The sequence below is a fragment of the Alloalcanivorax marinus genome (genome assembly GCF_016906305.1).
Taxonomy (GTDB): Bacteria; Pseudomonadota; Gammaproteobacteria; order Pseudomonadales; family Alcanivoracaceae; genus Alloalcanivorax; species Alloalcanivorax marinus.
Map to the genome: position 1 here is coordinate 1 of NZ_JADDOL010000014.1, position 21,445 is coordinate 21,445.

At 67.5% G+C, this 21,445-nt stretch carries 16 protein-coding genes; 5 read left to right on the forward strand and 11 right to left on the reverse strand.

The genetic code is table 11. The features are described from left to right. Window positions 1-160: 160 nt before the first annotated feature. From IM760_RS12380 to IM760_RS12430, 11 genes are all read right to left on the reverse strand, one after another. Window positions 161-1,672 (reverse strand): tripartite tricarboxylate transporter permease, encoded by a 1,512-nt coding sequence (locus IM760_RS12380; protein WP_204429711.1) that lies wholly within the window; start codon window positions 1,670-1,672, stop codon window positions 161-163. An 11-nt stretch (window positions 1,673-1,683) separates the two neighbouring features. Next, complete coding sequence (locus IM760_RS12385) at window positions 1,684-2,208, reverse strand: tripartite tricarboxylate transporter TctB family protein (protein WP_204429713.1); 525 nt, start codon at window positions 2,206-2,208, stop codon at window positions 1,684-1,686. A 3-nt stretch (window positions 2,209-2,211) separates the two neighbouring features. Then, complete coding sequence (locus IM760_RS12390; protein WP_204429715.1) at window positions 2,212-3,177, reverse strand: Bug family tripartite tricarboxylate transporter substrate binding protein; 966 nt, start codon at window positions 3,175-3,177, stop codon at window positions 2,212-2,214. A gap of 14 nt (window positions 3,178-3,191) precedes the next feature. Beyond that, complete coding sequence (locus IM760_RS12395; protein ID WP_204429717.1) at window positions 3,192-3,851, reverse strand: N-carbamoylsarcosine amidohydrolase; 660 nt, start codon at window positions 3,849-3,851, stop codon at window positions 3,192-3,194. Window positions 3,852-3,876: 25 nt separating this feature from the next. Beyond that, the gene (locus IM760_RS12400; RefSeq protein ID WP_275579289.1) at window positions 3,877-4,629 is read right to left on the reverse strand and encodes a maleate cis-trans isomerase family protein; all 753 of its coding nucleotides are present in this window, start codon (window positions 4,627-4,629) and stop codon (window positions 3,877-3,879) included. Window positions 4,630-4,652: 23 nt separating this feature from the next. Further along, window positions 4,653-5,459 (reverse strand): alpha/beta fold hydrolase, encoded by an 807-nt coding sequence (locus IM760_RS12405; RefSeq protein ID WP_204429719.1) that lies wholly within the window; start codon window positions 5,457-5,459, stop codon window positions 4,653-4,655. Further along, entirely contained in the window at window positions 5,456-6,622 is a 1,167-nt protein-coding gene (locus tag IM760_RS12410) for an FAD-dependent monooxygenase (protein WP_338021398.1), read from the reverse strand. The genes IM760_RS12405 and IM760_RS12410 overlap by 4 nt, the downstream gene beginning before the upstream one ends. Window positions 6,623-6,896: 274 nt before the next feature. Further along, window positions 6,897-10,034 (reverse strand): efflux RND transporter permease subunit, encoded by a 3,138-nt coding sequence (locus tag IM760_RS12415; protein ID WP_204429723.1) that lies wholly within the window; start codon window positions 10,032-10,034, stop codon window positions 6,897-6,899. Window positions 10,035-10,040: 6 nt separating this feature from the next. Then, window positions 10,041-11,126 carry an efflux RND transporter periplasmic adaptor subunit gene (locus tag IM760_RS12420; protein ID WP_204429725.1) on the reverse strand — a complete coding sequence of 362 codons (1,086 nt, stop codon included), beginning with the start codon at window positions 11,124-11,126 and terminating at the stop codon, window positions 10,041-10,043. Window positions 11,127-11,300: 174 nt separating this feature from the next. Next, window positions 11,301-11,885, reverse strand: a complete 585-nt coding sequence (locus tag IM760_RS12425; RefSeq protein ID WP_204429726.1) for an NTP transferase domain-containing protein — start codon at window positions 11,883-11,885, stop codon at window positions 11,301-11,303. Then, window positions 11,882-14,158 carry a xanthine dehydrogenase family protein molybdopterin-binding subunit gene (locus tag IM760_RS12430; RefSeq protein WP_239549795.1) on the reverse strand — a complete coding sequence of 759 codons (2,277 nt, stop codon included), beginning with the start codon at window positions 14,156-14,158 and terminating at the stop codon, window positions 11,882-11,884. Before IM760_RS12430 ends, IM760_RS12425 begins: the two co-directional genes overlap by 4 nt. A gap of 418 nt (window positions 14,159-14,576) precedes the next feature. On the opposite strand from IM760_RS12430, the gene IM760_RS12435 reads away from it, so the two are divergent. The 5 genes from IM760_RS12435 to IM760_RS12455 all read left to right on the forward strand — a co-directional run bounded on the left by IM760_RS12435 (window position 14,577) and on the right by IM760_RS12455 (window position 21,330). Further along, the gene (locus tag IM760_RS12435; RefSeq protein WP_204429727.1) at window positions 14,577-15,068 is read left to right on the forward strand and encodes a (2Fe-2S)-binding protein; all 492 of its coding nucleotides are present in this window, start codon (window positions 14,577-14,579) and stop codon (window positions 15,066-15,068) included. Next, on the forward strand, window positions 15,065-17,785 hold the full coding sequence (locus tag IM760_RS12440) for a c-type cytochrome (protein ID WP_204429728.1): 2,721 nt from the start codon (window positions 15,065-15,067) through the stop codon (window positions 17,783-17,785). Before IM760_RS12435 ends, IM760_RS12440 begins: the two co-directional genes overlap by 4 nt. A gap of 45 nt (window positions 17,786-17,830) precedes the next feature. Beyond that, window positions 17,831-18,010, forward strand: coding sequence for a hypothetical protein (locus IM760_RS12445; protein WP_204429729.1), 180 nt, complete (start codon window positions 17,831-17,833; stop codon window positions 18,008-18,010). A 2-nt stretch (window positions 18,011-18,012) separates the two neighbouring features. Beyond that, a complete protein-coding gene (locus tag IM760_RS12450; protein ID WP_204429730.1) occupies window positions 18,013-19,467 on the forward strand; it encodes a sodium:solute symporter family protein in 1,455 nt (484 codons plus the stop codon). 219 nt (window positions 19,468-19,686) lie between these two features. After that, window positions 19,687-21,330: a tannase/feruloyl esterase family alpha/beta hydrolase gene (locus IM760_RS12455; protein WP_204429736.1), complete on the forward strand. Its 1,644-nt coding sequence runs from the start codon at window positions 19,687-19,689 to the stop codon at window positions 21,328-21,330. Window positions 21,331-21,445 lie beyond the last annotated feature (115 nt).

Sequence of the window (21,445 nt, forward strand, 5' to 3'; positions counted from 1 at the left end):
CGTTCGAAAGGGAGCCTACAGGGACGTACTCGCGGCGTTCCCGGAAGGGCGTCGCCCAGAGCCGCGCCCCCGCTGGAGAGAACCGAGCAAAAAAAGCCCCCCGGGCGGACACCGGGATCGCCGGTGGCCACGCGGAGGGCAGCTTTGAGGTAACGGGTAATTACCGGTAGGTACGACGCAGATCGTTGCGGAGACGTACGAACCAAGGCGCCAGCAACGGCAGAAGAATCGCCGCCGCGGACATCAACAACAGCGTGAGCGCGATCGGGCTGTTGATAAAAATCTCCCAGGAACCCCGTCCCAGGATCAGGCTGCGCCGCAGGTTTTCCTCCAGCAAGGGCCCGAGGATCAACCCGAACGCCAGCGGCGCCGCCGGCAAGCGCAGCAAATTGAGCAGATAACCGATCACACCGAACGCCAGCATGATGTAGACGTCGTCCATGGTATTGCGGATGGCGAAGGAACCCACCACGCACAGCACCGCGATCACCACCATCAGGATGTGGGACGGGATGCGCGTGACCCAGGCCACCCAGCGCATCAGCAGCAGACCCACGATCAGCGTCAGGATCAGCGCCAGGAAGAACGACGAGTACACCCCGGACACGAACTCCGGGTTGTTGGCGAACAGGCCCGGGCCCGGCCGCAGGCCGTGGATCAGCAGCGAGCCCATCAGCACGGCGGTGATGGCGTCGCCGGGGATACCCAGGGTCATCATCGGAATCAGGGTGCCGCCAATGCTGGAACTGTTGGCGGATTCCGGCGCCACCACGCCTTCACTGACGCCGGTGCCGAACTTGTCCGGGCGCTTGGAGAAACGCATTTCCTGGGCATAGGCGATGGCCACGGCGATGGCGGAACCGGCGGCGGGAATGGCCCCCACGCCGGCGCCGATCAGGGAGCCGCGCAGCATGGTTTTCCAGTGCGACAGTAGCTCCTTCATCGGCGGCCAGACCTTGCCGATGGCGGGCATCACGCTTTTGCCGGAAGAGCGGCCGGCGGCGCCCACGTTCTTGAGCACCTCGGCGAAACCGAACAGGCCCACGCACAGCGGCACCAGTTCGATGCCGCCCTGCAGGGCGGTGCTGTCGAAGGTAAAGCGTGGAATGTCGGTGAGCTTGTCGAAGCCGACCATGCCGCACAGCAGGCCGAGACCGCCCACCATCATGCCGCGGATGGTGGAGCCGGGAGAGGCGTAGGCCAGCAGCACCAGACCGAACACCGCCACCGCGGTGAATTCCGGACTGCGGAATTCCATGGCGGCGGCGGCCAGCAGCGGCGCCACCAGCACCAGCGCCACCAGGCCGATCAGCCCGCCCAGGGTGGACGACACCAGGGCGTAGGTCAGCGCCTGCCCGGCGCGCCCGGAACGGGCCATGGGATAGCCGTCCAGCTGGGTGACGATGGAGCCCGGCGTGCCGGGAATATTGATCAGAATGGCGGTGACGGAACCGCCATAGACACTGGCGACGAACACGGTGAGCAGAAACAGGATCGCCAGGTGCGGGTCCATGCCGAAGCTGATGGGCAGCAGAATCGCCAGCGCCATGGTGGAGCTGACGCCGGGCATGGCGCCGAGAAGAATGCCGAGCAAGGTCCCGATGACCGCGAGCACCAGCCCCCAGGGAGAGAGCAGGGTGGTGCCGAGCGCGGCAAGAAAATCGGTCAGCATGGATTACCTCGTCAGGCCAGCGGCACTTTCAGGATGGAGACGAAAGTGACGTAGAGGAAAAGACACAGCGCCACGCCCAGAACCAGACCGACGAGGGCGGCGCGCAACGGACGACCGGTGCGGCGCCAGCTCAGCCAGGCGGTCCAGGCGGTGCTGAAGATAAAGGTGGCGGGCAGAAAGCCGATCACGGCCACGCCGCCACCGAGAAGAATCATGCTGACCAACAGAGCGACGGCGGATCCGTGGTCGCCGCGCTCGATGGAGCGCCCACCGCGCCCCTGGGTGGCCAATCGGTAGAGACCCTTGATCAGGATCAATGCCGTGCCCAGGGAAAGCAGGCCTAATACCACGACCGGCAGGAAAGCGGCGCCGGGATCCAGGCCGCTGTCGAGACTGGCCATGAGCCGCTTGCCGCTGAGCACCGAGAACCAGCCGGCGGCGCAGATGACCCCGAACAGGATCGCGACGCCGAGGTCCACGACCGGGCTCAGAGGCTGGCTTTCCTCTTGACCTTGGGTGTCGGTGGGCTGAGTCATGATTTATTTTTCGATCAGGTTGGCGTCTTCCAGGATCGCTTTTACTTCCTGGTTGCGCTGTTCAAGGTAGGCACGGGTGCCGGCGGCGTCACGGGGCATGATCACCAGGCCCAGTTCGGCGGCTTTCTTCTGGAACTTCTCGTCGCTGAGCAGCTTGTAGAAACCTTCCTCAAGCTTGGCGCGGCGGTCTTCCGGAACGCCCTTGGGCAGGTACAGCATGTAGAAGTCCTCGGCGATGAAGTCGAAGCCCTGCTCCTTGAAGGTGGGAACGTCCGGCGCGAACGGGTGACGCTTCTCGGCGGCCACGCCGATGATTTTCACTTTACCGGCCTTGTGCTGTTCGGCCAGCAGCGGAATCGGCAGGGTGGTGGACATGACCTCGCCGGACACCAGCGCGGAGGCGGTGGGCGCGTAACCCTGGTAGGGCACCTTGGACAGTTTCACGTCGAAGTGGTTTTCGAGCATGGTGGCGGCGATGTAGGAGAAACCGCCGGGGGAATCGTTGCCGTTGATGATCGAACCGGGCTGCTTCTTGAGCTGCTCGAGATACTGTTTGACGTTTTCGATGCCGGTGTCGTTGGCCACCGCCAGGGAGGCCGGCTCGGGACCGATGAACACCAGCGGCTCGATGTCCTTCAGCGGCGTGGCGTTCCGGTTCATGTAGCTCTGCGCGATGGCGTGGGTGCCCATCATGCCGATGGTGTAGCCGTCCGGATCGGATTGCGCCACGTGACGCACACCGTTGGAACCGGCGGCACCGGTCACGTTGGTGACGATCATGGAAACCGGCAGATTTTCCGGCGGGTTTTCGGCCATCAACCGGGCGGACAGATCATAGGCGCCGCCGGCGGGCCAGGGCACCACGATGGTAATGGTATCGTCGGGAAATTCGGCCAGAGCCTGGCTGGTGAGGGCTCCGCTGAGCAGGACCGCTGCGGCGGCGGTGGCCATTTTTTTAATCATTTTCATTGGTTTTCTTCCCCTTAGTCTTGGGTGACTGGTTTCAGGTGAGCGAGGGCTTCGTCGAGGGAAATGACGTCGCCGTACTTGCTGTCGATATCGAACAGATTGGCTTCGTGGGGCGCGGGATGCCGATCGCCCACGGCTTCGCGCACGACCATCACGCGAAAACCGTGCTGCAGACCGTCCACCGCCGTGGCGCGAATGCAACCACTGGTGGAACAGCCCATCACGATCAGGGTATCCACGCCCAACGCCACCAGGGTGGAGGCAAGAGACGTGCCGAAAAACGCGCTGGCGTATTGTTTGGTAATCACCAGCTCGCCGGCCGCCGGCTCCACCGGTCGACAGAATTCCGCATCGGGGTTGCCGTCCACCATGGCGCTCATCACGGGGGCTTTTTTCACCCAGACGCCGCCGTCCAGCTGGCCTTCGCCATGGTAACGGATGTTGGTATGTATGATCGGAATACCGCTGTCCCGCGCCGCTTGCAGCAGACGCGGGGCATGGTCCATGGCCTCCACCACGCCGGGGGCATAGAGCGGCGCGCCGGGACGGGTATAGGCCTGCAGAAAATCCACCGCCAGCAACGCCGGACGCTGGCCGAAGCCAATGCGTGTGCCCCAGACACCCTGGTAATTGTTCGCCAGGTCGTCCTTCGAATCGTGGTGGTTATCGGCCATGGTGCGGTCTCCTTTAGAACGAACTTCAGTAAGCGCCGGACAGCAGGGCGCCGGCGCCGGGGACGACGGGTTCCAGGTCCAGGGCCTTGAGCATCTGGTAGGTGGTGGCGATGGCGGCGGTGACCACCGGCTTGCCGGTGAGCGCCTCGACTTTCGGCACCGCCGCCAGGGACGGCATCTGCACGCAGGCGGACAGTACGATGGCGTCGGCGTCGGAGAAGTCCATGCTGGCGACGATGTCGGGCAGCTTGGCGGTATCGTGACGGGCCACGTCCAGGTTGTTGGGGATTTCCAGGGCGCGGTATTCCAGCACCTCGGTGCCTTCGCGCTGGATGTAATCCACCACCATCTCGGTGAGCGGCTTCATGTACGGCGCCACCACCACGACCTTCTTGGCCCCCAGCACCTTGAGCGCGTCCACCAGGGCGCCGGCGCTGGTCACCACTTCGGTTTCCTGGCCGTTTTCCTTGGTGCGCTCGCGCAGGCGCTTCTGGGATTCCCGGTGGTAGCCGGGGCCCATGGACATGATCGCCACCAGACAGGCATAGCCCATCACGTCCACGGCGGCGTCACTGAGTTCCAGGGCGCAGCGGTCGGACTCGCCGTCCATGGCCGCCAGCTCTTCCTTGCTGACGGTCTTCATGCGCATGCGGCTGGAGTGGAAGGTAAAGCGCTCCGGGCGGATCAGTTGCCGGGCGGTGAGCATGGCCGGGATCTCGGTCTCCATGGTGATGTTGGAGCTCGGTACGATCTGGCCGATTCGATAGGGTCGCGTCATGCTTCTCTCCTTGAGGAGGCGGCTCAGGGCCGCGCTCCCAGAAAGTCACCAAAGCCCTGGAAGAAGCCTTCGAGGTCATCCCAGGGAATCATATGGCCGGCGTCCGGCACCGTTTCGATGCGGATCGACGGCAGCAGCTGCTTGATTTCGTCCTTGTCCTCGTCCTGGATCACGCCGCCTTTGCCGGCGCACATCAACAGGGTCGGGATCTGAACCTTCGGAAAGTCCTGATGAATGTCCACTTCGTGGAATTCCTCGAAACTTTTCACGATCGCCGGCAGGTAGCAGGTGTGCAGCCACTCGGCGCGCAGCAGCAGTTGCTCCTCGGTCCAGGTGGGGCAGTACTTGCGCATGGTTTCCAGACCGGCACCGTGGGTGCAGTCGTTGATGGAATCCACGTACCAGGGCAGCTTGCTCGGGTACTCGCGGCGGCCCGGGCCGGACACCGGCGGATCGATCAGCGCAAGTTTGGCGACGCCCTTGGCGCCCCGGGTCACGGCCCGCAGCGCGAACCGCGCGCCCATGGAATGGCCGGCCAGAATGTAGTCGTCCAGACCCAGGGCCTCGACGAAGCCGACCACGTCATCGGCGCAGGTATCGGTGCCGTAATCCAGATCCGGACCGGTGGACGACAGGCCACGGCCGCGCACGTCCAGCACATAGGTATCGAAATTCCGGCCCAGGCGCTCGGCCACGAATTCCCAGGTGATCGCCGGGCTGGTGATGCCCGGGATCAGAACCAGGGGCTGGCCTTTGCCACCGTAGCGCAGATAGTGCTGGCGAATGCCGTTGGCGTGGACGTTGGCGCCATAGAGTCGGGTGCTGCTCATGCTTTCTCCTCGACCTCCGTCTTGGGGTCCTTCAGCGGGACTTCGTACACGTCATGGGCGAATACCCAGGCCGGGTCTTCGTCATAACGCAGCCAGGTGTTGTCGTGGGATACCTTCTGGACGCGGGACGCGCGCTCGAAGCGGTTGGCGCGGTACAGCTCGAAGGCATCGGCGTAGTTCTCGGCGCCCACGGTGTCCAGGCAGCGCACCAGCATGGCGGCGTCCTCGATGGCCATGGCGGCGCCCTGGGCCATGTGCGGCTTCATCGGGTGCGCGGCGTCGCCGAGCAGCACCAGACGGTTGTCGTGCCACAGGGGCAGGGGATTACGTTCCAGCAGCGGCCACTTGGTGACGTTGTCGGTGCAATCGATCAGCGCCTGAACGGTCTCGCCGTAGCCTTCGAAGGCCTTGCGCATTTCCTCGCGGGAGCTGTCCACGAAGGAGGTGCCGTGGTTCCAGTCCGGCTCCGGAACACCGGTGACGTAGTAGTACTCTTTTTCGTCGCCGGTCACGAAGTAGACCATCATGTGACGGTCTTCGGACCACCACTTCACGCAGGCTTCGAAATCCAGGTCGTAGGCCTTCAGTTTCTCGGCGGAAATGATCGCGCGGTGGGCCACCCAGCCGCTGTAGATCGGCTGTTCCTCGCCGAGCAGGTGCTCACGGATCACGGAGTTGACGCCGTCTGCGCCGATCACGATGTCGGCGGTGTCCTGGGTGCCGTCGGTGAAGGTCATCACCACCTTGTCGCCCTGGTCGTCGACTTTCTCGAGACGCTTGCCGAAGTGTAGCCGGTCCTGGTCGAGCTGATCGACCATCAGCGCGTGCAGATCGCCGCGGTGAACCGTGATGTAGGACGCGCCGTATTCTTTCTTGGCGAAATCGCCCAGCGGAATGCGCGACAGGTATTCACCGGTGGCGCCGTCACGGCTGAACCAGTGGTCCGGATGCGAGCCCATGCGATCCAGCGCGTCCTCGATGCCGATACGATGCATGACCTTCATCACGTTGGGGCCCAGGTGGATACCGGCGCCCAGACGGGAAAACTCCGGTGCTTGTTCGTAAACCTGGGTCGGGTAACCCGCTTTCTGCAGCAGGGCGCCAGCGGCGGCGCCGCCCAGGCCGGCGCCGATGACCGCGATGGTCGGCTTGGTGGTACTCACAATCAGGTCCTCCTGATGATTCGTGGAAAAATTGACTAGAAACAACGTATACACCATTTATTGGCCGGTCAAGCCTCTTTTTACGATTGCCGCCGTGACCCAGGTCATGTCCGGCGTGGCGGGAGGGTGTAAGGGGATAAGCGACGTTTTTTCGCGCTAAAAAGTAAATTCGTGGGTGTTTTTCGCGCTTTGCCCGGCCATGGTGCAGACCGGGCCAGCACCGCGCAAAAGCGGTGCATGCACCATATTCAGAGAAAAAACAGGGAAGAGGTATTCAGCGTTGCCGGCGCCCTTCGGTGAGGGTCAGCACGGTGGCGGTGAGCGCCGGCAGGAAAGTGACGGTGACGATGGCGGTGCCCAGCAGGCCGAACAGCACGATGGCGCCCACGCCCCGATACAGTTCGGTGCCTTCGCCGGGCAGCAACACCAGCGGCGCCAGCCCGCACACCGTGGTGATGGTGGTCATGGCGATGGGCCGCAGGCGCGAGCGCACCGCCTCGCTGACCGACTCCGCCACCGGCCGCCCCTGGCGACGGTTGGTCAGCGCTTCATGGACGATCAGGATCGGGTTGTTGACCACCGTGCCCATCAGAATCAGAAAGCCCAGCATGGAGATCATGTCGAACGGCTGGCTGAAGCCGGGCAGACCCAGCCACGGCAGCAGCGCGCCCAGACCATTGAGCAGCGCCAGGCCAAGAATGCCGCTGGCGATGCCCACCGGAATGGTGGTCATGATCAGCAGCGGGTAGCCCCAATGGGTGAAGATCGCCACCAGCAGCAGATAGATCAGCAGCAGCGCCACCACGTAATTGCCGGTGAGGGCGTCGCGGGTGGCGTCCAGCTGGTCGCTGGCGCCGGAAATGTCCACGCTGACCCCGGCCGGGATCGCGCCTTCCTCGCGGAGCGCGCCGATCACCTGTTCGCGCACCGTGCGCACCCCGGTCTCCAGGGCCACCGAGCGCGGCGGGATAATGTTCAGGGTCACGGTGCGGCGGCCGTTGACCCGGCGCACGGTGCTGGTGTCCACGGTTTCCACCAGGCTCGCCACGGACGACAGCGGCACCGTGGCGCCTAGCGGCGTGTGCACCGGCAGCGCCGGCAGTTCCGACAGCGCCGGGTCCACGCCCCGGTGGCTGTAGGCGTAGATGTCCACCTTGTCGTCGCCAAGAAAGAACTCGTCCAGATAGGCGCCGTCGGTGAGCGCCGCCACGGTGAACCCCAGCTGCTCGGCGCTCAGCCCCAGTTCCTCGGCGCGCTCCCAGTCCGGGCGCACCTCCAGCAACGGCTGGGCCAGGGACAGGCTGGCCGGCTGGCTCTGGATGCGGGGGCCGTCGAACACCTGGTCGGCGCGCCGGTAGGCGGCCTGGGCCACCTGGAACAGGGTGGCCAGATCGTTGCCGGAGATGTCCAGATTGACGCTGCGGGTGCCGCCGTCGTTGCTGGAAATGATCGAGCCCCGGGCGGCGAAGGCGCGCATGCCCGGGTAGCGCTCGTAGAAGGCGGTGAGGGCGTCCATCAGCGCGTCCATGTGCGCCGGGTCCACCGGTTCGGCGATCACCCGCAGGCCCTGGGTGTCCACGTACAGGTTCAGGTAGCGCAGCGGCGGCGCCGGCAGCTCGCCGGCCTCCCAGGCCGCCGGGTCGGCGTCCACCAGGGGCAGAAAGTGCGCCTGCACCTGCTCGCCGATCTCCGCCATGGCCGCCAGGTTGTAGCCCGGGGGCGCGTTCATGGAAGCGAAGGTCTTGGCTTCCTCGCCCTCCGGCAGATACTCCGCCGGCGGCGTCAGCAGCACGATCACCAGGGTGCCGCCCAGCAGGGTGGCGCCGATCACCGTGGCCCGCCGGGCGGCGGAGGCGGACAACCAGGCGGACAGGCGGTGCACCCGGGCCAGCCAGCGGCTGTCCTGGCCCTGATGGTCGAACACGGCGTCGAAATCCAGGCGCGCCGCCAGGGTCGGAATCACCGTCATCGCCACCAGCATGGACACCAGAATCGAGGCGGACACGGCGATGGCGATGTCGGAATAAAGCTGCCCGGCCTCCTGCTGAATGAACACCACCGGCAGGAACACCAGCACCGTGGTCAGGGTGGAGGCGAACACCGCCGGCCACACCTTGCGGATGCCCTCCACGGAGGCGCGCAGACGATCCAGGCCCCGGCGCCGTTCGATCTCGATGCTCTCCAGCACCACGATGGAGTTGTCCAGGGTCATGCCGATGGCGAAGGCCACCCCGGCCAGGGAAATCACATTGATGGTGCGGCCGGCCAGCAACAGTCCGAGAAAGGCGGCGATGGTGCAGATCGGGATGCCCACCACCCCCAGGGCGGTGACCCGCACCGAGCGCAGGAACAGAAACATCACCAGGGTGGCGAACAGGGCGCCGATGGCCAGATTGGTCCAGACGTTGGCCACCGAGGCTTCCACATAGCGCACGTCGTCGGAGATCAGCGCCATGCGCAGTCCGGCGGGCTCCAGCACCTCCCGGTTGATCAGCGCCACCTGATCGAGCATGGCGTACTTGATGTCGATGACGTTGGAGCCGGTTTCCCGGCGCACCGCCAGGGTGATCACCGGCTCGCCGTCCACCCGCGACAGGCCGCGCACCGGAAAATGGTCCAGGGCCACCGTGGCCACGTCGCGCAGGCGAATCACGCCGTCACCGCGCCGTGCCAGCACCAGTTCCTCCAGCTCCGGCACCTGCTCGAAGCGGCCCACGGTGCGCAGCAGGTAGCGGCGCTTGCCGCTGTCCAGCTCGCCGCCGGACACGTCCCGGTTACGCTGGCGCAGGGCGTCGCGCACCGTCATCACGGTGAGGCCGCGCTCGGCCAGCCGTTGCGGGTCCAGCAGCACCCGCACCTGGCGTTCGGCGCCGCCGCGCAACTCCACCTGGGACACCCCGGCCACGCTCTCCATGCGGGTGCGCACCTGGTCGTCGACGAAGTCGCGCATCATGTCCAGGTCCAGATCCTTGGGATTGCCCGGTTGCGGCGAAACCCGGAAGTACATGAAGGCGTTGGCGGAAAAGGAGGTGGAAAGAATGCGCGGCTGATCCACGTTGTCCGGGTAGTCCGGCACCTGGCTGAGGGCGTTGTTGACGCGGATCAGGGTCTCGGTGATGTCCACGCCGAACGGGAACTCCAGCTCGATCTCCGCCTCGCCGCTGTAGGCGGTGGCGGTGAGCCGGCGCAGGTTGGGCACGTTGCGCAGGTACTCTTCCTGCTCGATCAGGATTTCCTTTTCCACGTCCTGGGGCGTGGCGCCGGGCCAGGTTGTTTGCACCGTGATGGTGCGCACTTCCAGGTCGGGAATCATCTGCACGGGAATGCGCAGGGCGGCGAGGATGCCGAGCAGGGTGATGATCAGCACCACCACCGTCATCAAGGTGCCATTGCGGACGATCTTCTCGAACACCGGCGCTTACTCTTGGTCGTCCACGGGGGCCAGCTCGCGGCCGTCGCGCAGGCTTTCATTGCCGCGCACCACCACCCGGTCCCCGGCGTTCAGGCCTTCCAGCACGGTGACCAGATCGTCCAGGCCGCCGCCCACCCGCACCCGCTGCTCGCGGGCCAGCAGGGCGCCGTCGCGGGGTTCCGCCAGCCACACCGTGACGCGGCCGTCCGGGTAGCGCACCAGCGCGTCCCGGGGCACCGCCAGGCTGGCCCGCTCGCCGGGCAGCGTCAGGGTGGCGCGGGCGGACATGCCCGGCGTCATCGGCGGCGGGTCCGGCAGGCGGGCGCGCAGCACGAAGGTGCGGGCGCCCGGGTCGCTCACCGGCACCACAGCGGTGATTTCCGCCGCCCGGGCGGGCCCGGCGTCGCCGCCCAGGCTGACCCGCAGGCCGGCGTCCTCGCCGAGGCGGGGGAAGTATTCCTGGGGCACCGCGAAATCCAGCCGCAGGCGGTCCAGGTTGACCAGCTCCAGCACCGCTCTGCCCGGCGTCACCCATTCGCCCACCTCGGTGAGCTTCTGGCTGATCACGCCGTCGAAGGGGGCGTTCAGGGTGTGGCGGCGGAGCAGGGCGGCCTGTCGTTGCTGCTCGGCGCGGGCGGCGGCCAGGGCGGCCTCGGCCATGCTCACCTCGGACTCCAGGCCGCGCACCTCGCTGGCGGCGATACTGCGGCGTGCCACCAGGGTGCTGGCTTCCTGCAGCCGCCGGCGGGCATCGTCGCGGCCGGCGCGGGCCTCCTCGGCGGCGGCCCGGGCGCTGTCCAGGGCCAGCCGGTTCAGTTCCGGGTCCAGTTCCAGCAGCAGATCGCCGGCGCTGACCCGGTCGCCCAGGTCCACGGTCAGGCGGGTGACCTGGCCGGCCACGGCGGTGGAGAGCAGGGCGGTCCGGTCGGCGGTGACGGTGCCGGTGAGCGGCAGCCGCTCTTCCAGGTGACGGGCCTCCACGGTGGCCAGCCGCACCGGCTCCGCCGCCCCGGCCGGCGACCCGGCGAGCAGCGCCAACAGCAGCACTGGCAGCAGGGCCCGGCGGCCCGCCGGCGTTGATTGCAATGGCATCCAGATCCCCTGACCCCTCCGATGGCGGTCCCGAGGCCGGCCGGTGGAGCGGCAAACAGCAATGATTGCGTTTATCGATGGCCGTCGGATTAGGCCAAGCGGGGGCGGTCGAATCCAGCAAGCCGGTTGCCGGGAACCGGCAGCCGGAACGAGAAATCAGATTAAAAAGGAGAGTTAAACGGTTGTTTTGTCGGGATTAAGATCGTCGGGTCTGTCCACGTCGCGGAGCACACCGGGGTCGGTGACCGGGATTTCCACCAGGGCCCGGCGGTGCCGGGCCACCAGGGCGCGGGCGCCGTCCGGCTGCTCGTTGGCCGCCAGTGCCGGCCACAGGTGGCGGCCGAACAGCACCGGAAAGCCGGGGCGGTGGTCCAGGGTCGGCCGCACGATCCGGTCCCCGGCGGCCTCGGCCAGCAACCGGTCCACGGTCTCGGTGGCCACCCAGGGCATGTCGCCGAGCCACACCGCCACCACCTCCGCCGGTTCGTCGTGGGCCAGCAGGGCGGCGAAGGCGTCCGCCAGGCTCAGGCCCAGCCCCTGGTCCGCCCGCGGGCTGACGATCACCGCCGTCTCCGGCACCGCCAGGTCCGCCGGCCGGTCATCGGCGCGCAGAATCACCCGCACATCGGCGAAGCGCTCGCCGGCCCGGGCCCGGGTGGCGGTCAGCAGGGCGCGGCCGTCCGCCAGGGGGGCGCGGCGCTTATCGCTGCCGAACCGGCGGGCCCGGCCGGCGGCGGCGATCAGTGCCAGGGTTTTCACCGGCGGGCTCCGCCGGCGGCTTCCAGGGTGGCGCGCACCCGTTCCGGGGTGAAGGGCGGGCGCCGGAAACGCACGCCGGTGGCGTCGAACAGGGCGTTGGCGATGGCCGGCGCCGCCGGCAGGGAGGTGGATTCGCCCACGCCCAGGGGCGGCTGGTCCGCCGCGTCCATCAGCACCAGATCGATCTCCGGCAATTCCGAAAAGCGCAGCAGCGGATAGCCGCCCCATTCCCGCGCCGCCGGGCGTCCGTCCTCGAACGGCACGCTTTCCTTCAGGGTACGGCCCAGCATCTGCACGATGTTACCGTGCACCTGATGGCGCACCCCGGCCGGATTGACCATCAGGCCGGCGTCCTGGGACACCACCAGCCGCTGCACGCGGATGCGGCCGCTGTCCGGATGCACCTGCAGAAACACCACCCAGGCGGCCAGGGAGGCGCCGAAACCGGGGAACTTGCTGTGCACATAACGGGCATAGGCCAGGCCCCGGCCGTTGCGCCAGCCGTCGGCCTGCTCCGCCCGGCTCAGCATCGGCCAGGGGCGCGGCACCCAGCCGGCCCGTTCGGCGGCGGCGCGCAGCACGGCGCGGGCCCGGTCGTCGTCCAGGTGGCGCAGGCGGTAGGCCAGCGGGTCCTCGCCGGCCCGCTCCGCCAGCTCGTCGATAAAGCTGTCGTGGGCGAAGGTGTTGGGCAGCGCGGATACGCCGCGCAGCCAGGCGGCGCGGATCAGGGTGGGCACGTCGTCGCAGGCGATGCGCCGGCGCGGATAGGCATAGGGCGGCACCGCGGTGCGGTCGCCCATTTGGAACGGGTGCTCGCCTTCGGCCACCTTGCCGGTCAATCGCAGGGCCAGGGTGGGGGCGTTGTCCGAGGGGTAGCGGGTGACGAAGCGGTAGCTGGCCGGGGCGCCGTCGGCGTCCTGCTCGCCTTCCACGTCCATGATCTGGGCCGCCCCCTTGGGCTCCCACAGATGTTCCTGCTCCCGGGACAGCTGCACCCGCACCGGCCGGCCCACGGCGCGGGCCAGCAGGGCGGCGTCGGCGCCCACGTCGTCGGCGCAGTTGCGGCCATAGCAGCCGGACGCCTCGTAGCGGCGAATGTCGATGTCGCCCTCGTCCAGGTCCATCAGGCGCGCCAGGTCGGCGCGCAGGCTGTGCGGGTTCTGGGTGCCGGACCAGAGCGTCAGCTGGCCGTCCTCCAGCGCCGCCACCGAGCAGGACGGGCCGATGGAGCCGTGCAATTGATAGGGCCAGACATAGGTGCGGCGCAGGGTGTCCGCGTCCGCCGGCGGCTCGGAATCCTCGTCGGTGACCAACTCGCGGCGCTGGGCGGGCAGGGCGCGCAGGGCCGCTTCCAGGTCCTCGTCCCGGTTCAGGGCGGGCAGGTTGTCCGGCGCCCGCCAGCGCACCTTGAGGCGGCGGGCCGCCTGCATGGCCTGCTCCTCGCGCTCCGCCACCACGCCGACGAAATCGCCGATCACCACCACGTCCACCAGGCCGGGCAGGTCCGCCACCGAATCCCGGTCCACCTCCAGCAGGCTGCGGCCCACGAAGTCGCCGCGATCCAGGCCGTGATAGGGCGGCCGCACCACGCGGCCATGCAGCATCCCCGGCACGCGGATGTCGTGGACGAAGGTCAGTTCGCCCCGGGCCTTATCGGGAATGTCCACCCGGGGCGTGCCCTGGCCGACGATTCGGTAGTCGGTCCGTGGCTTGAGCGGCACCTGGTCGGCCTCGGCCAGTTTCAGGTCCTCCCGGCGCCCCCGCAGCAGCTCGCCGTAGCCGACCCGCCGCTCAGGTTCGGCGCGGTGGTGCACCGCGCCGTCGGCGGCCACCAGTTGCTCCCGTGGCGCGGCGAGGCGCTCCGCCGCCAGGTCCAGCAGCCGCTCGCGGGCCTGGGCGGCGGCCCGGCGCAGCGGTTCGGCGGTGATCTGAATGCTGGCGCTGGCGATGGTGGGGCCCTGGTTGGGCACGTCGCGGGGGTGGCCGAGCACCATCCGCACGGTGTCGAAACTCACGTTCAGTTCCTCGGCCACGATCTGGCCCAGGGCGGTGCGGATGCCGGTGCCCAGGTCCACGTGGCCGTTGAAGCCCAGCACCCGGCCGTCGCCGAGCACCGCCACGAACAGTTCCGGTTCGGTGGACAGGAAGTCCGAGTCGGTGCCGGGCTGACCCGGTGCCGGCTTGGGCGTGGGAACGGGGTCCCGGTACACCACCAGGGTGTCCGGATCGTGCAGCAGGGCCTGACGGCCGGGCAGGGTTTCGGTTCGCATCATGGTCCGATCATCACGCCGCGCGGTGGGCGCGGCAAGCAGCGGCGCCGGGAGCACCCCGGCAGGAATGTCCGAAAAAACGTATACACCATTTATTGGCGGGTCAAGGAAAGGATGACCCGGAAAATCACGGATTAGGTAAAGGGCCTTGTTGACAGCCATGGGTGTTCTATTTAAAGCTATTTTCCTGGCTTCGAGCGGCGAAGTCCGGAATCCGGACGAATTTGGCACGCTCGCCCAATTAGGGTGCACACCTTCCATCTTGGTACTGAAAAAGAATGTGTGCCCCATAAAAGTGATAATTACTCCGCTACGCACCCGAACGGTGCGATAACAGAGAGCATACGCATGTCCGTCCGTCGAATTGTCCTGAATCCGTCATTCTGGTCGTTGTCCGTTCACGTCCGCTGAGCCCACGACCATGAGTGACGCGCTTCATCTCACCGTCAACGGTGAGCGGCTTGCCGTTTCCGCCGCCCCGTCCACGCCGCTGCTCTATGTGCTGCGCAACGATCTGTGCCTGAACGGCCCCAAATTCGGCTGTGGTCTGGGCGAATGCGGCGCCTGCATGGTGCTGGTGGACGGCCGCGCCGCCCGCTCCTGCGTGTTGCCGGTGGGCACCCTGACGGAGCATGAGATCACCACCCTGGAAGGCCTGGGTGACGGCGACCGGCTGGACCCGGTACAGGACGCCTTTATCGAAGAGCAGGGCGCCCAGTGCGGCTACTGCCTGAACGGCATGATCATGACGGTGCGCGGCCTGCTCAATGCCGACCCGGCGCCGACCCGGGAGGCGGTGATCGCCGCCCTGGACCACACCCTCTGCCGCTGCGGCACCCACCAGGAAATCCTCGCCGCCGCCTGCCGGGCGGCGGGGCTGGCGCCGTCAGCGAGCCAAGGAGAGAAGGAATGAACCCGATCTCCGACGCCCAGGCCCCGGACACCGACAACGACGCCCTGCGCTACGGCGTGGTGATCCGCCCGCCGGTGTATCGCCTCGACGCCCGCGCCTTCGTCTGCTCCCAGCTCCTGCACGTGGACCGCGAGGCCCTGGCCGGCGAGGGCGTCACCGTGGTCACCGACGGCAACTTCGTGGGCGTGGTGGCGGCCAGCCACGAGGCCGCGCGCCGCGCCGCCGCCCGTCTGCCCCTGCGCTGGTCCACCCCGGACCGGGACCACAAGGGCGCCCGGCCGGCGGTCACCGACGCCCGCCTGCGCCGGGACTATCAGTGGCCCGGCCGCCTGGCCTGGGGCGCCGAGCCGGACTGGGTGATCGCCGACTTTATCGACGGCGGCCTGCGCCTGGCCGGCCCGGTGGCCAACACCGAGCGCCTGCGTGGCGAGCTGGCCTGCCTGTTGGAAAGCGACCCCCAGCGCATTCATATCGACGGCGACGCGGAGGCCGGCCTGGGCCGCCAGGGCAGTGACGACGCCGCCGCCGACGCCGCCCTGCTGGCCCGGGCCCTGGGCCGGCCGGTGGCGGTGCGCCTGGACCCGGATCCCTATGCCCGCGACGCCGAGGCCCTGGCCCGGGCCCGCCGGCTGCGGGTCAGCGGCACCGCCGACGGCGACGACTTCCGGGTCGACGACGACCTGGGCTATGTGTCGGTGCCGCCGCTGGCCCTGTGGCTCACCGGCCGCCTCACCGACAACCTGCTGCGCGACCCGGACGCCGCCGCCCTGCAGTTCACCTTCGTGCAGGAATCGTTCCTCGACGAGGTGGCCGCCGCCCTGGGCGAGGACCCGGTGGCGCTGCGGCTGCGGCATATCAAGGACCCGCGCGGTCGCCAGCTGCTGAAATCGGTGGCCGACCAGGCCGCCTGGGACACCCCCGCCGAGGACGATGGCCGCGCCGATCTGGTCCGTGGCCGCGGCGTGGCCTACAGTCACCGTCCTTCGGAATCCGGTGACGCCGGTTCCGGCACCCGCAGCGCCTGGATCGCCGATGTGGAGGTGAACACCGTCACCGGCGGGGTGCGCCTGTCCCGGCTGGTGGCCGGCCAGGACGCCGGCGCCGACGGCCCGCTGCGCCCGCTGCTGGACGCCAGCCCGCTGCGCGACACCCTGGAACGCAAACTGCTCGGCCTGCCGTCCACGCCGCCGCCGGCGGACCAGTGGGCGGCGCCGGCGGACCGCAAGCTGCCCGCCTGGCGGCCGTCCACGCCGCCGGCGCACCGGGACGCCCCGGGCACCCCGGCGCTCAGCGAGGGCGTGGACCTGAGCCCGGCGGTGGCGGTGGTGGCCAACGCCCTGTACGACGCCACCGGCGTGCGCTTCCGCTCGCCGCCGTTTTCCCCGGCCCGGGTGCGCGCCGCCCTGGAGGAACGGGCGCGCCCGGGCAAGCGTCGCTGGTGGTGGGCCGGCGCCCTGGCGGTGACCGGGCTGCTCGCCACCCTGTGGCCGTTCCGGCCGTCCATCGCGCCGGTGGCGCGGCCGGCGGCCAACCTCTATTCCGCGGAAACCATCGAGCGGGGCCGTCTGGTGGCGGAAGCCGGCGACTGCGCCGTCTGCCATACCGCCGAAGGCGGCACCGTGAACCTGGGCGGCCGTCCGTTCGAGACGCCGTTCGGCACTCTTTACAGCACCAATCTGACCCCGGATCCGGACACCGGCATCGGCAACTGGTCCTTTGCCGCCTTCGAGCGCGCCATGCGCGAGGGCATCGGCCGGGACGGCCGCCATCTTTACCCGGCCTTCCCCTATACCGATTTCGCCAAGATCAGCGACGCCGACATGCAGGCCCTCTACGCCTACCTGATGGCCCAGCCGGCGGTGGCCGCGCCGGCGCCGCAAAACGATCTGCGTTTTCCGTTCAATATCCGCTCGATGATGGCCGGCTGGAATTTGCTGTTCCACGACCCGTCGCCGTTCAAGCCGGACCCCACCCGTTCGGCGCAATGGAATCGTGGCGCCTATCTGTTTGAAGGGGCGGGGCACTGCGGTGCCTGCCACACGCCGCGCAATCTGTTCGGCGCCGAGAAGGGCGGCGATGCCCGTCTGAGCGGCGCCCTGGTGGACGGCTGGGAAGCGCCGGCGCTGACCGCCGCCTCCCGCTCGCCGGCGGGCTGGACCGAGCAGTCCCTGTTCGAGTATCTGCGCACCGGCCGCTCCGAGGCCCATGGCGTGGCCGGCGGCCCGATGGCGCCGGTGGTGGCGGGGCTCGCCGAGCTGCCGGAAGACGATGTGCGCGCCATCGCCCATTACGTGGCCACGCAGATGGATGCCCCGCTCAGCGACCCGGCCCAGAGCGAGCGCGCCGCCGCCGTGGTGGCCGCCAGCCGCGCCGAGCCGGTGGGCCAGGAAGCGGGCCAGCGGGTGTTTGAAGGGGCCTGTGCCGCCTGCCACGAAAACGGCACCGCCACCTTCACCTCCGCCAAACAGGCGCTGGCGCTGAACACCAATCTGCACAGCCAGCGCCCGGACAATGTCATTCAATCGATCCTCGGTGGTGTTCATGCCGAGGGCGTGGCGGGGGCGGGCGAAATGCCGGCCTTCGCACACAGTCTCAGCGACCGCCAGATCGTCGATCTGGTGCAGTACTTGCGGGCGCGTTTCGCACCGGGAGAGACGCCCTGGAAGGAAGTCGGGAAGACCGTCGCCGACCTGCGCAGGGAGCACGACCAACAATGAGAAAAGGCGTATATCGCTAATCAACCAATGCCTACGAGGTGGGATATGCAACGAAGCAAGTGGATCTGGCTGGTGTGGGCCGTGGTGGTGCTTTGCTACCTGGTTCCCTACACCGTTCTGAGTGACGTGCACGCCTGGTACGGGAGCTTCCTGTTCTGGACCCTGGCCGGTGTCGCCGTGATCGCCATCAATCTCTACATCACCAAAGATTTCGAGGGGCGCTGAACATGACCGAATCGATGATCTGGTGGTCGGTGGCGATCTATCTGGTGATCGCCGTCGCCATCGCGATACTGGCCCGGCAGGGCAAAATGGCCAACATGTCCGGGTACTTCCTGGGCGACCGCAAGATGGGCGGCTTCGTGTCCGCCATGAGCTACAGCGCCACGACCTACAGTGCCTTCATGATGGTCGGCCTGGCCGGCCTGACCTACAAGGGCGGCGTCGGCGCCCTGGGTTTTGAAATCGTCTACTTCGCCGGGGTCTCCCTGGTGGCCATCTTCGGCCCGAAATTCTGGGCGGTGGGCAAGAAGTTCGGTTTCGTGACTCCCAGTGAAATGCTTGGCCACCGTTACGGCGACAAGAAAGTGTCCATGGCCGTGGCCATCTCCAGCTGTATTTTCCTGATCCCCTACGCCGCGGTGCAGCTGGCCGGCGTGGGCTACCTGCTGCAGGGCGCCACCGAAGGCGCCATTCCGTTCACCACCGGCGTGGTCCTGGCCACCGTGGTGGCGATCTTCTTCTCCTACATCGCCGGCATCCGCTCGGTGATGTGGACCGACTCCCTGCAGGCAATCATGATGATCATCGCCTCCACCCTGGTGGCCTGGCTGGTGATCGAGGGCCTGGGCGGCTTCGGCGCCCTGTTCGGCACCCTGGCGGAAACCAAACCGCAATCCCTGGTGGTGCCCGGTCCCGGTCTGTTCAGCTTCGTCACCTTCCTGGGGCTGACCATTCCCTGGTTCTTCTTCGCGTTGTCCAACCCGCAGGTCAGCCAGCGGCTGTTCATGCCGTCCTCGCTGAGCGCCATGCGCCGCATGCTGATGGGCTTCCTGGTGTTCGGCCTGATCTACACCCTGGTGTCCGTGCTGTGGGGCTTCTCCGCGCTGGCCGCCTACCCGGATCTGGCCAAGGCCGACCTGGCCACCGCCACGCTGCTGGGTTCCGAACACGTACCGCCGGTACTGGGCGCCATCGTGCTGATCGGCATCATGGCCGCGGCCATCTCCACCATCGATTCCATCATGCTGACCCTGTCCTCCATGCTGGCCCGGGACGTGTACGCCAACATGAAAGACGGTCGTGACGATGGCAAACAGCTGCTGCTGGGCAAGATCGTGATTCCGATCATCGCCATCCTGGCGTTCGGCTTCGCCGAACTGCAGCTGGACCTGATCGCGGTGTTGTCCGTGGCGGCGTCCTCCGGCCTGGTGGCCGTGGTGCCGGCCACCATCGGCGCCTTCTACTGGAAGCGCGGTACCGCCGCCGGCGCCCTCACCAGCGTGGTGGGCACCACCCTGGTGGTGTTGCTGATGTACGCCACCGGCAACAAGTTCCTGGGCCTGCCCGCCGGCATCTGGGGCATCATCGTCGCCACCGTGCTGTACGTGGGCGTGAGCCTGGCGACCCGCCCGCAGACCGAGCGCGCCGAGGCATTCCTGGACGCCAGCACCAAGTACTGATCACCCCCCGAGCAACCCCCTTATGGCGCGCCGTCTGGCGCGCCTTTTTTTTTGCCTGTCGGGAAGTCGCTCCAGCCGGGGCGGGACTCAGGGCGCGACGCCCATTAAGGGTGTCTACATTGAAAGCACCACACCAAAAGCCCTATAAAAAAAGCACTTATGGCACCGCTCTTGCTTATAAAAACAGCGTACACAAACCAACTATAAGGAGTGCGCAGCATGAACCAAAACGGAGCGATATCTGCTCTCGCGGTCGCCGGCATGCTACTGGCCGGCTGCGGGGGCAGCTCATCGTCGGATTCCACCGCCGATGCCGCCAGCCCCTTCGTGAAGCAATGTGAGGCGCTGGCCGGGCTGCCGGTGGATGGCGGCAGCGTCACCACCGCCACTTACACCGCTGCCAGCGACGGCGACCCGTCCAGCGCTTTGTGGCCTGACCACTGCCTGGTCCGCGGGGCGATGAATGAGCGGACCGGCATCGACGGCAAACCTTACGCCTTGCGATTCGAGGTGCGGCTGCCTGCGGAGTGGAACGACCGCCTGTATTACCAGGGCGGCAGTGGGGTGGACGGCACCCTGTTCACGGCGGTGGGGCGGTACGCCGGCGGTGGCAACACCCGCAACGCCCTGATCGACGGCTTCGCCGTGGTCACCACGGATTCCGGCCACCAGACCGAAGCCGGCGTAGCCAACGGCGCTTTCCTGTTCGGAGCCGACCCCCAGGCCCGTGATGAATACGGCGATATGCAGATTCCCCAGGTCACGGCCGCCGCGCGCACCGTGATCGAGCGCCTGTACGGCAGCCCGGACCAGTATGCCTACTTCGTCGGCTGCTCCAATGGAGGGCGCCAGGCTATGATCGCCGCCCAGCGGTACCCGGATCTGTTCAACGGCATCATTGCCTCGGCACCGGGGTTCCGGCTGGCCCAGGCGTCCATCCAGGCCCTCTACCAGGCCCAGCTCACCGCGGAAGTGGCGCCCATGGGGCAGGGCGGGGCGCCGGATTTGTCCCAAGGTCTCACCGACCAGGAAAAAACCGTGGTCCGGGACCGCATTCTGGACAGCTGCGACGCGATGGACGGTCTTGAGGACGGCATGGTCAATATGGTGTCCGCCTGCCAGCTGGATCCGACGGAATGGGCATGCGGCCAGGGCGAGAGTGACAACTGTCTATCCCCGCAAAAAGCCGACTACGTGGCCGCCATGTTCGCCGGCGCTTACACCTCCGATGACCAACTCATCTACGCTCCCTGGCCGTTCGATCCTGGTATGGTGGCCCAGTTCGGCAACCCCTTCCTGGGCATCTTCGCCGGCGAGGCTTCGCACATTTACACCACGCCGCCCACCATCACCGAGGACCTGACCGGTTACGCCCTGAACGCGGACATCGACCAGGAATACCAGAAACTGCGCGCCACCAACGGCACTTTTCAGCGATCCGGTATCGACTTTACCAACGGTGAATCGCCGAACCTGGACGCCTTCCGCGCCAACGGCGGCAAGCTGATCATGCTCAACGGCAGCGCTGACCTGGCGTTCTCACCGCTGGACATGGCCGCCTACTACGACGAGGTGGAGGACCGTTACGGCCCGGCCACCGAGGACTTCCTGCGCGCCTACGTGATACCCGGCATGGGCCACTGTTCCGGCGGCCAGGCCACCGACCAATTTGATTCCTTCCAGGCACTGCGGCAATGGGCGGAGCAGGGCAACCGGCCGGAGGCGATCACCGCCACCGCCGGTGACGGCACCCCCTGGCCCGGCCGCACCCGACCGCTTTGCCCCTATCCCAGCGCGGCCATCTACGACGGCGTGGGCAATCCGGAATCAGCGCAGAGCTTCCGCTGCGAAGACCCCCTCTAAAAACCAACCCACCCGGGCGCACCTCCCGGTGCGCCTTTCTGTGTCGCGCCGCTGGCGGCGTCACTCGCACAACGCCCGTCCGATCACCTCATGAACCAGAATTTTTATGCGTAAT

Coding starts and splice junctions, on each gene's coding strand:
- IM760_RS12380 (WP_204429711.1), bottom strand. CDS start 1,672: ATGCTGACCGATTTTCTTGCCGCGCTCGGCACCACCCTGCTCTCTCCC.
- IM760_RS12385 (WP_204429713.1), bottom strand. CDS start 2,208: ATGACTCAGCCCACCGACACCCAAGGTCAAGAGGAAAGCCAGCCTCTG.
- IM760_RS12390 (WP_204429715.1), bottom strand. CDS start 3,177: ATGAAAATGATTAAAAAAATGGCCACCGCCGCCGCAGCGGTCCTGCTC.
- IM760_RS12395 (WP_204429717.1), bottom strand. CDS start 3,851: ATGGCCGATAACCACCACGATTCGAAGGACGACCTGGCGAACAATTAC.
- IM760_RS12400 (WP_275579289.1), bottom strand. CDS start 4,629: ATGACGCGACCCTATCGAATCGGCCAGATCGTACCGAGCTCCAACATC.
- IM760_RS12405 (WP_204429719.1), bottom strand. CDS start 5,459: ATGAGCAGCACCCGACTCTATGGCGCCAACGTCCACGCCAACGGCATT.
- IM760_RS12420 (WP_204429725.1), bottom strand. CDS start 11,126: ATGCCATTGCAATCAACGCCGGCGGGCCGCCGGGCCCTGCTGCCAGTG.
- IM760_RS12430 (WP_239549795.1), bottom strand. CDS start 14,158: ATGATGCGAACCGAAACCCTGCCCGGCCGTCAGGCCCTGCTGCACGAT.
- IM760_RS12435 (WP_204429727.1), top strand. CDS start 14,577: ATGAGTGACGCGCTTCATCTCACCGTCAACGGTGAGCGGCTTGCCGTT.
- IM760_RS12440 (WP_204429728.1), top strand. CDS start 15,065: ATGAACCCGATCTCCGACGCCCAGGCCCCGGACACCGACAACGACGCC.
- IM760_RS12445 (WP_204429729.1), top strand. CDS start 17,831: ATGCAACGAAGCAAGTGGATCTGGCTGGTGTGGGCCGTGGTGGTGCTT.
- IM760_RS12450 (WP_204429730.1), top strand. CDS start 18,013: ATGACCGAATCGATGATCTGGTGGTCGGTGGCGATCTATCTGGTGATC.
- IM760_RS12455 (WP_204429736.1), top strand. CDS start 19,687: ATGAACCAAAACGGAGCGATATCTGCTCTCGCGGTCGCCGGCATGCTA.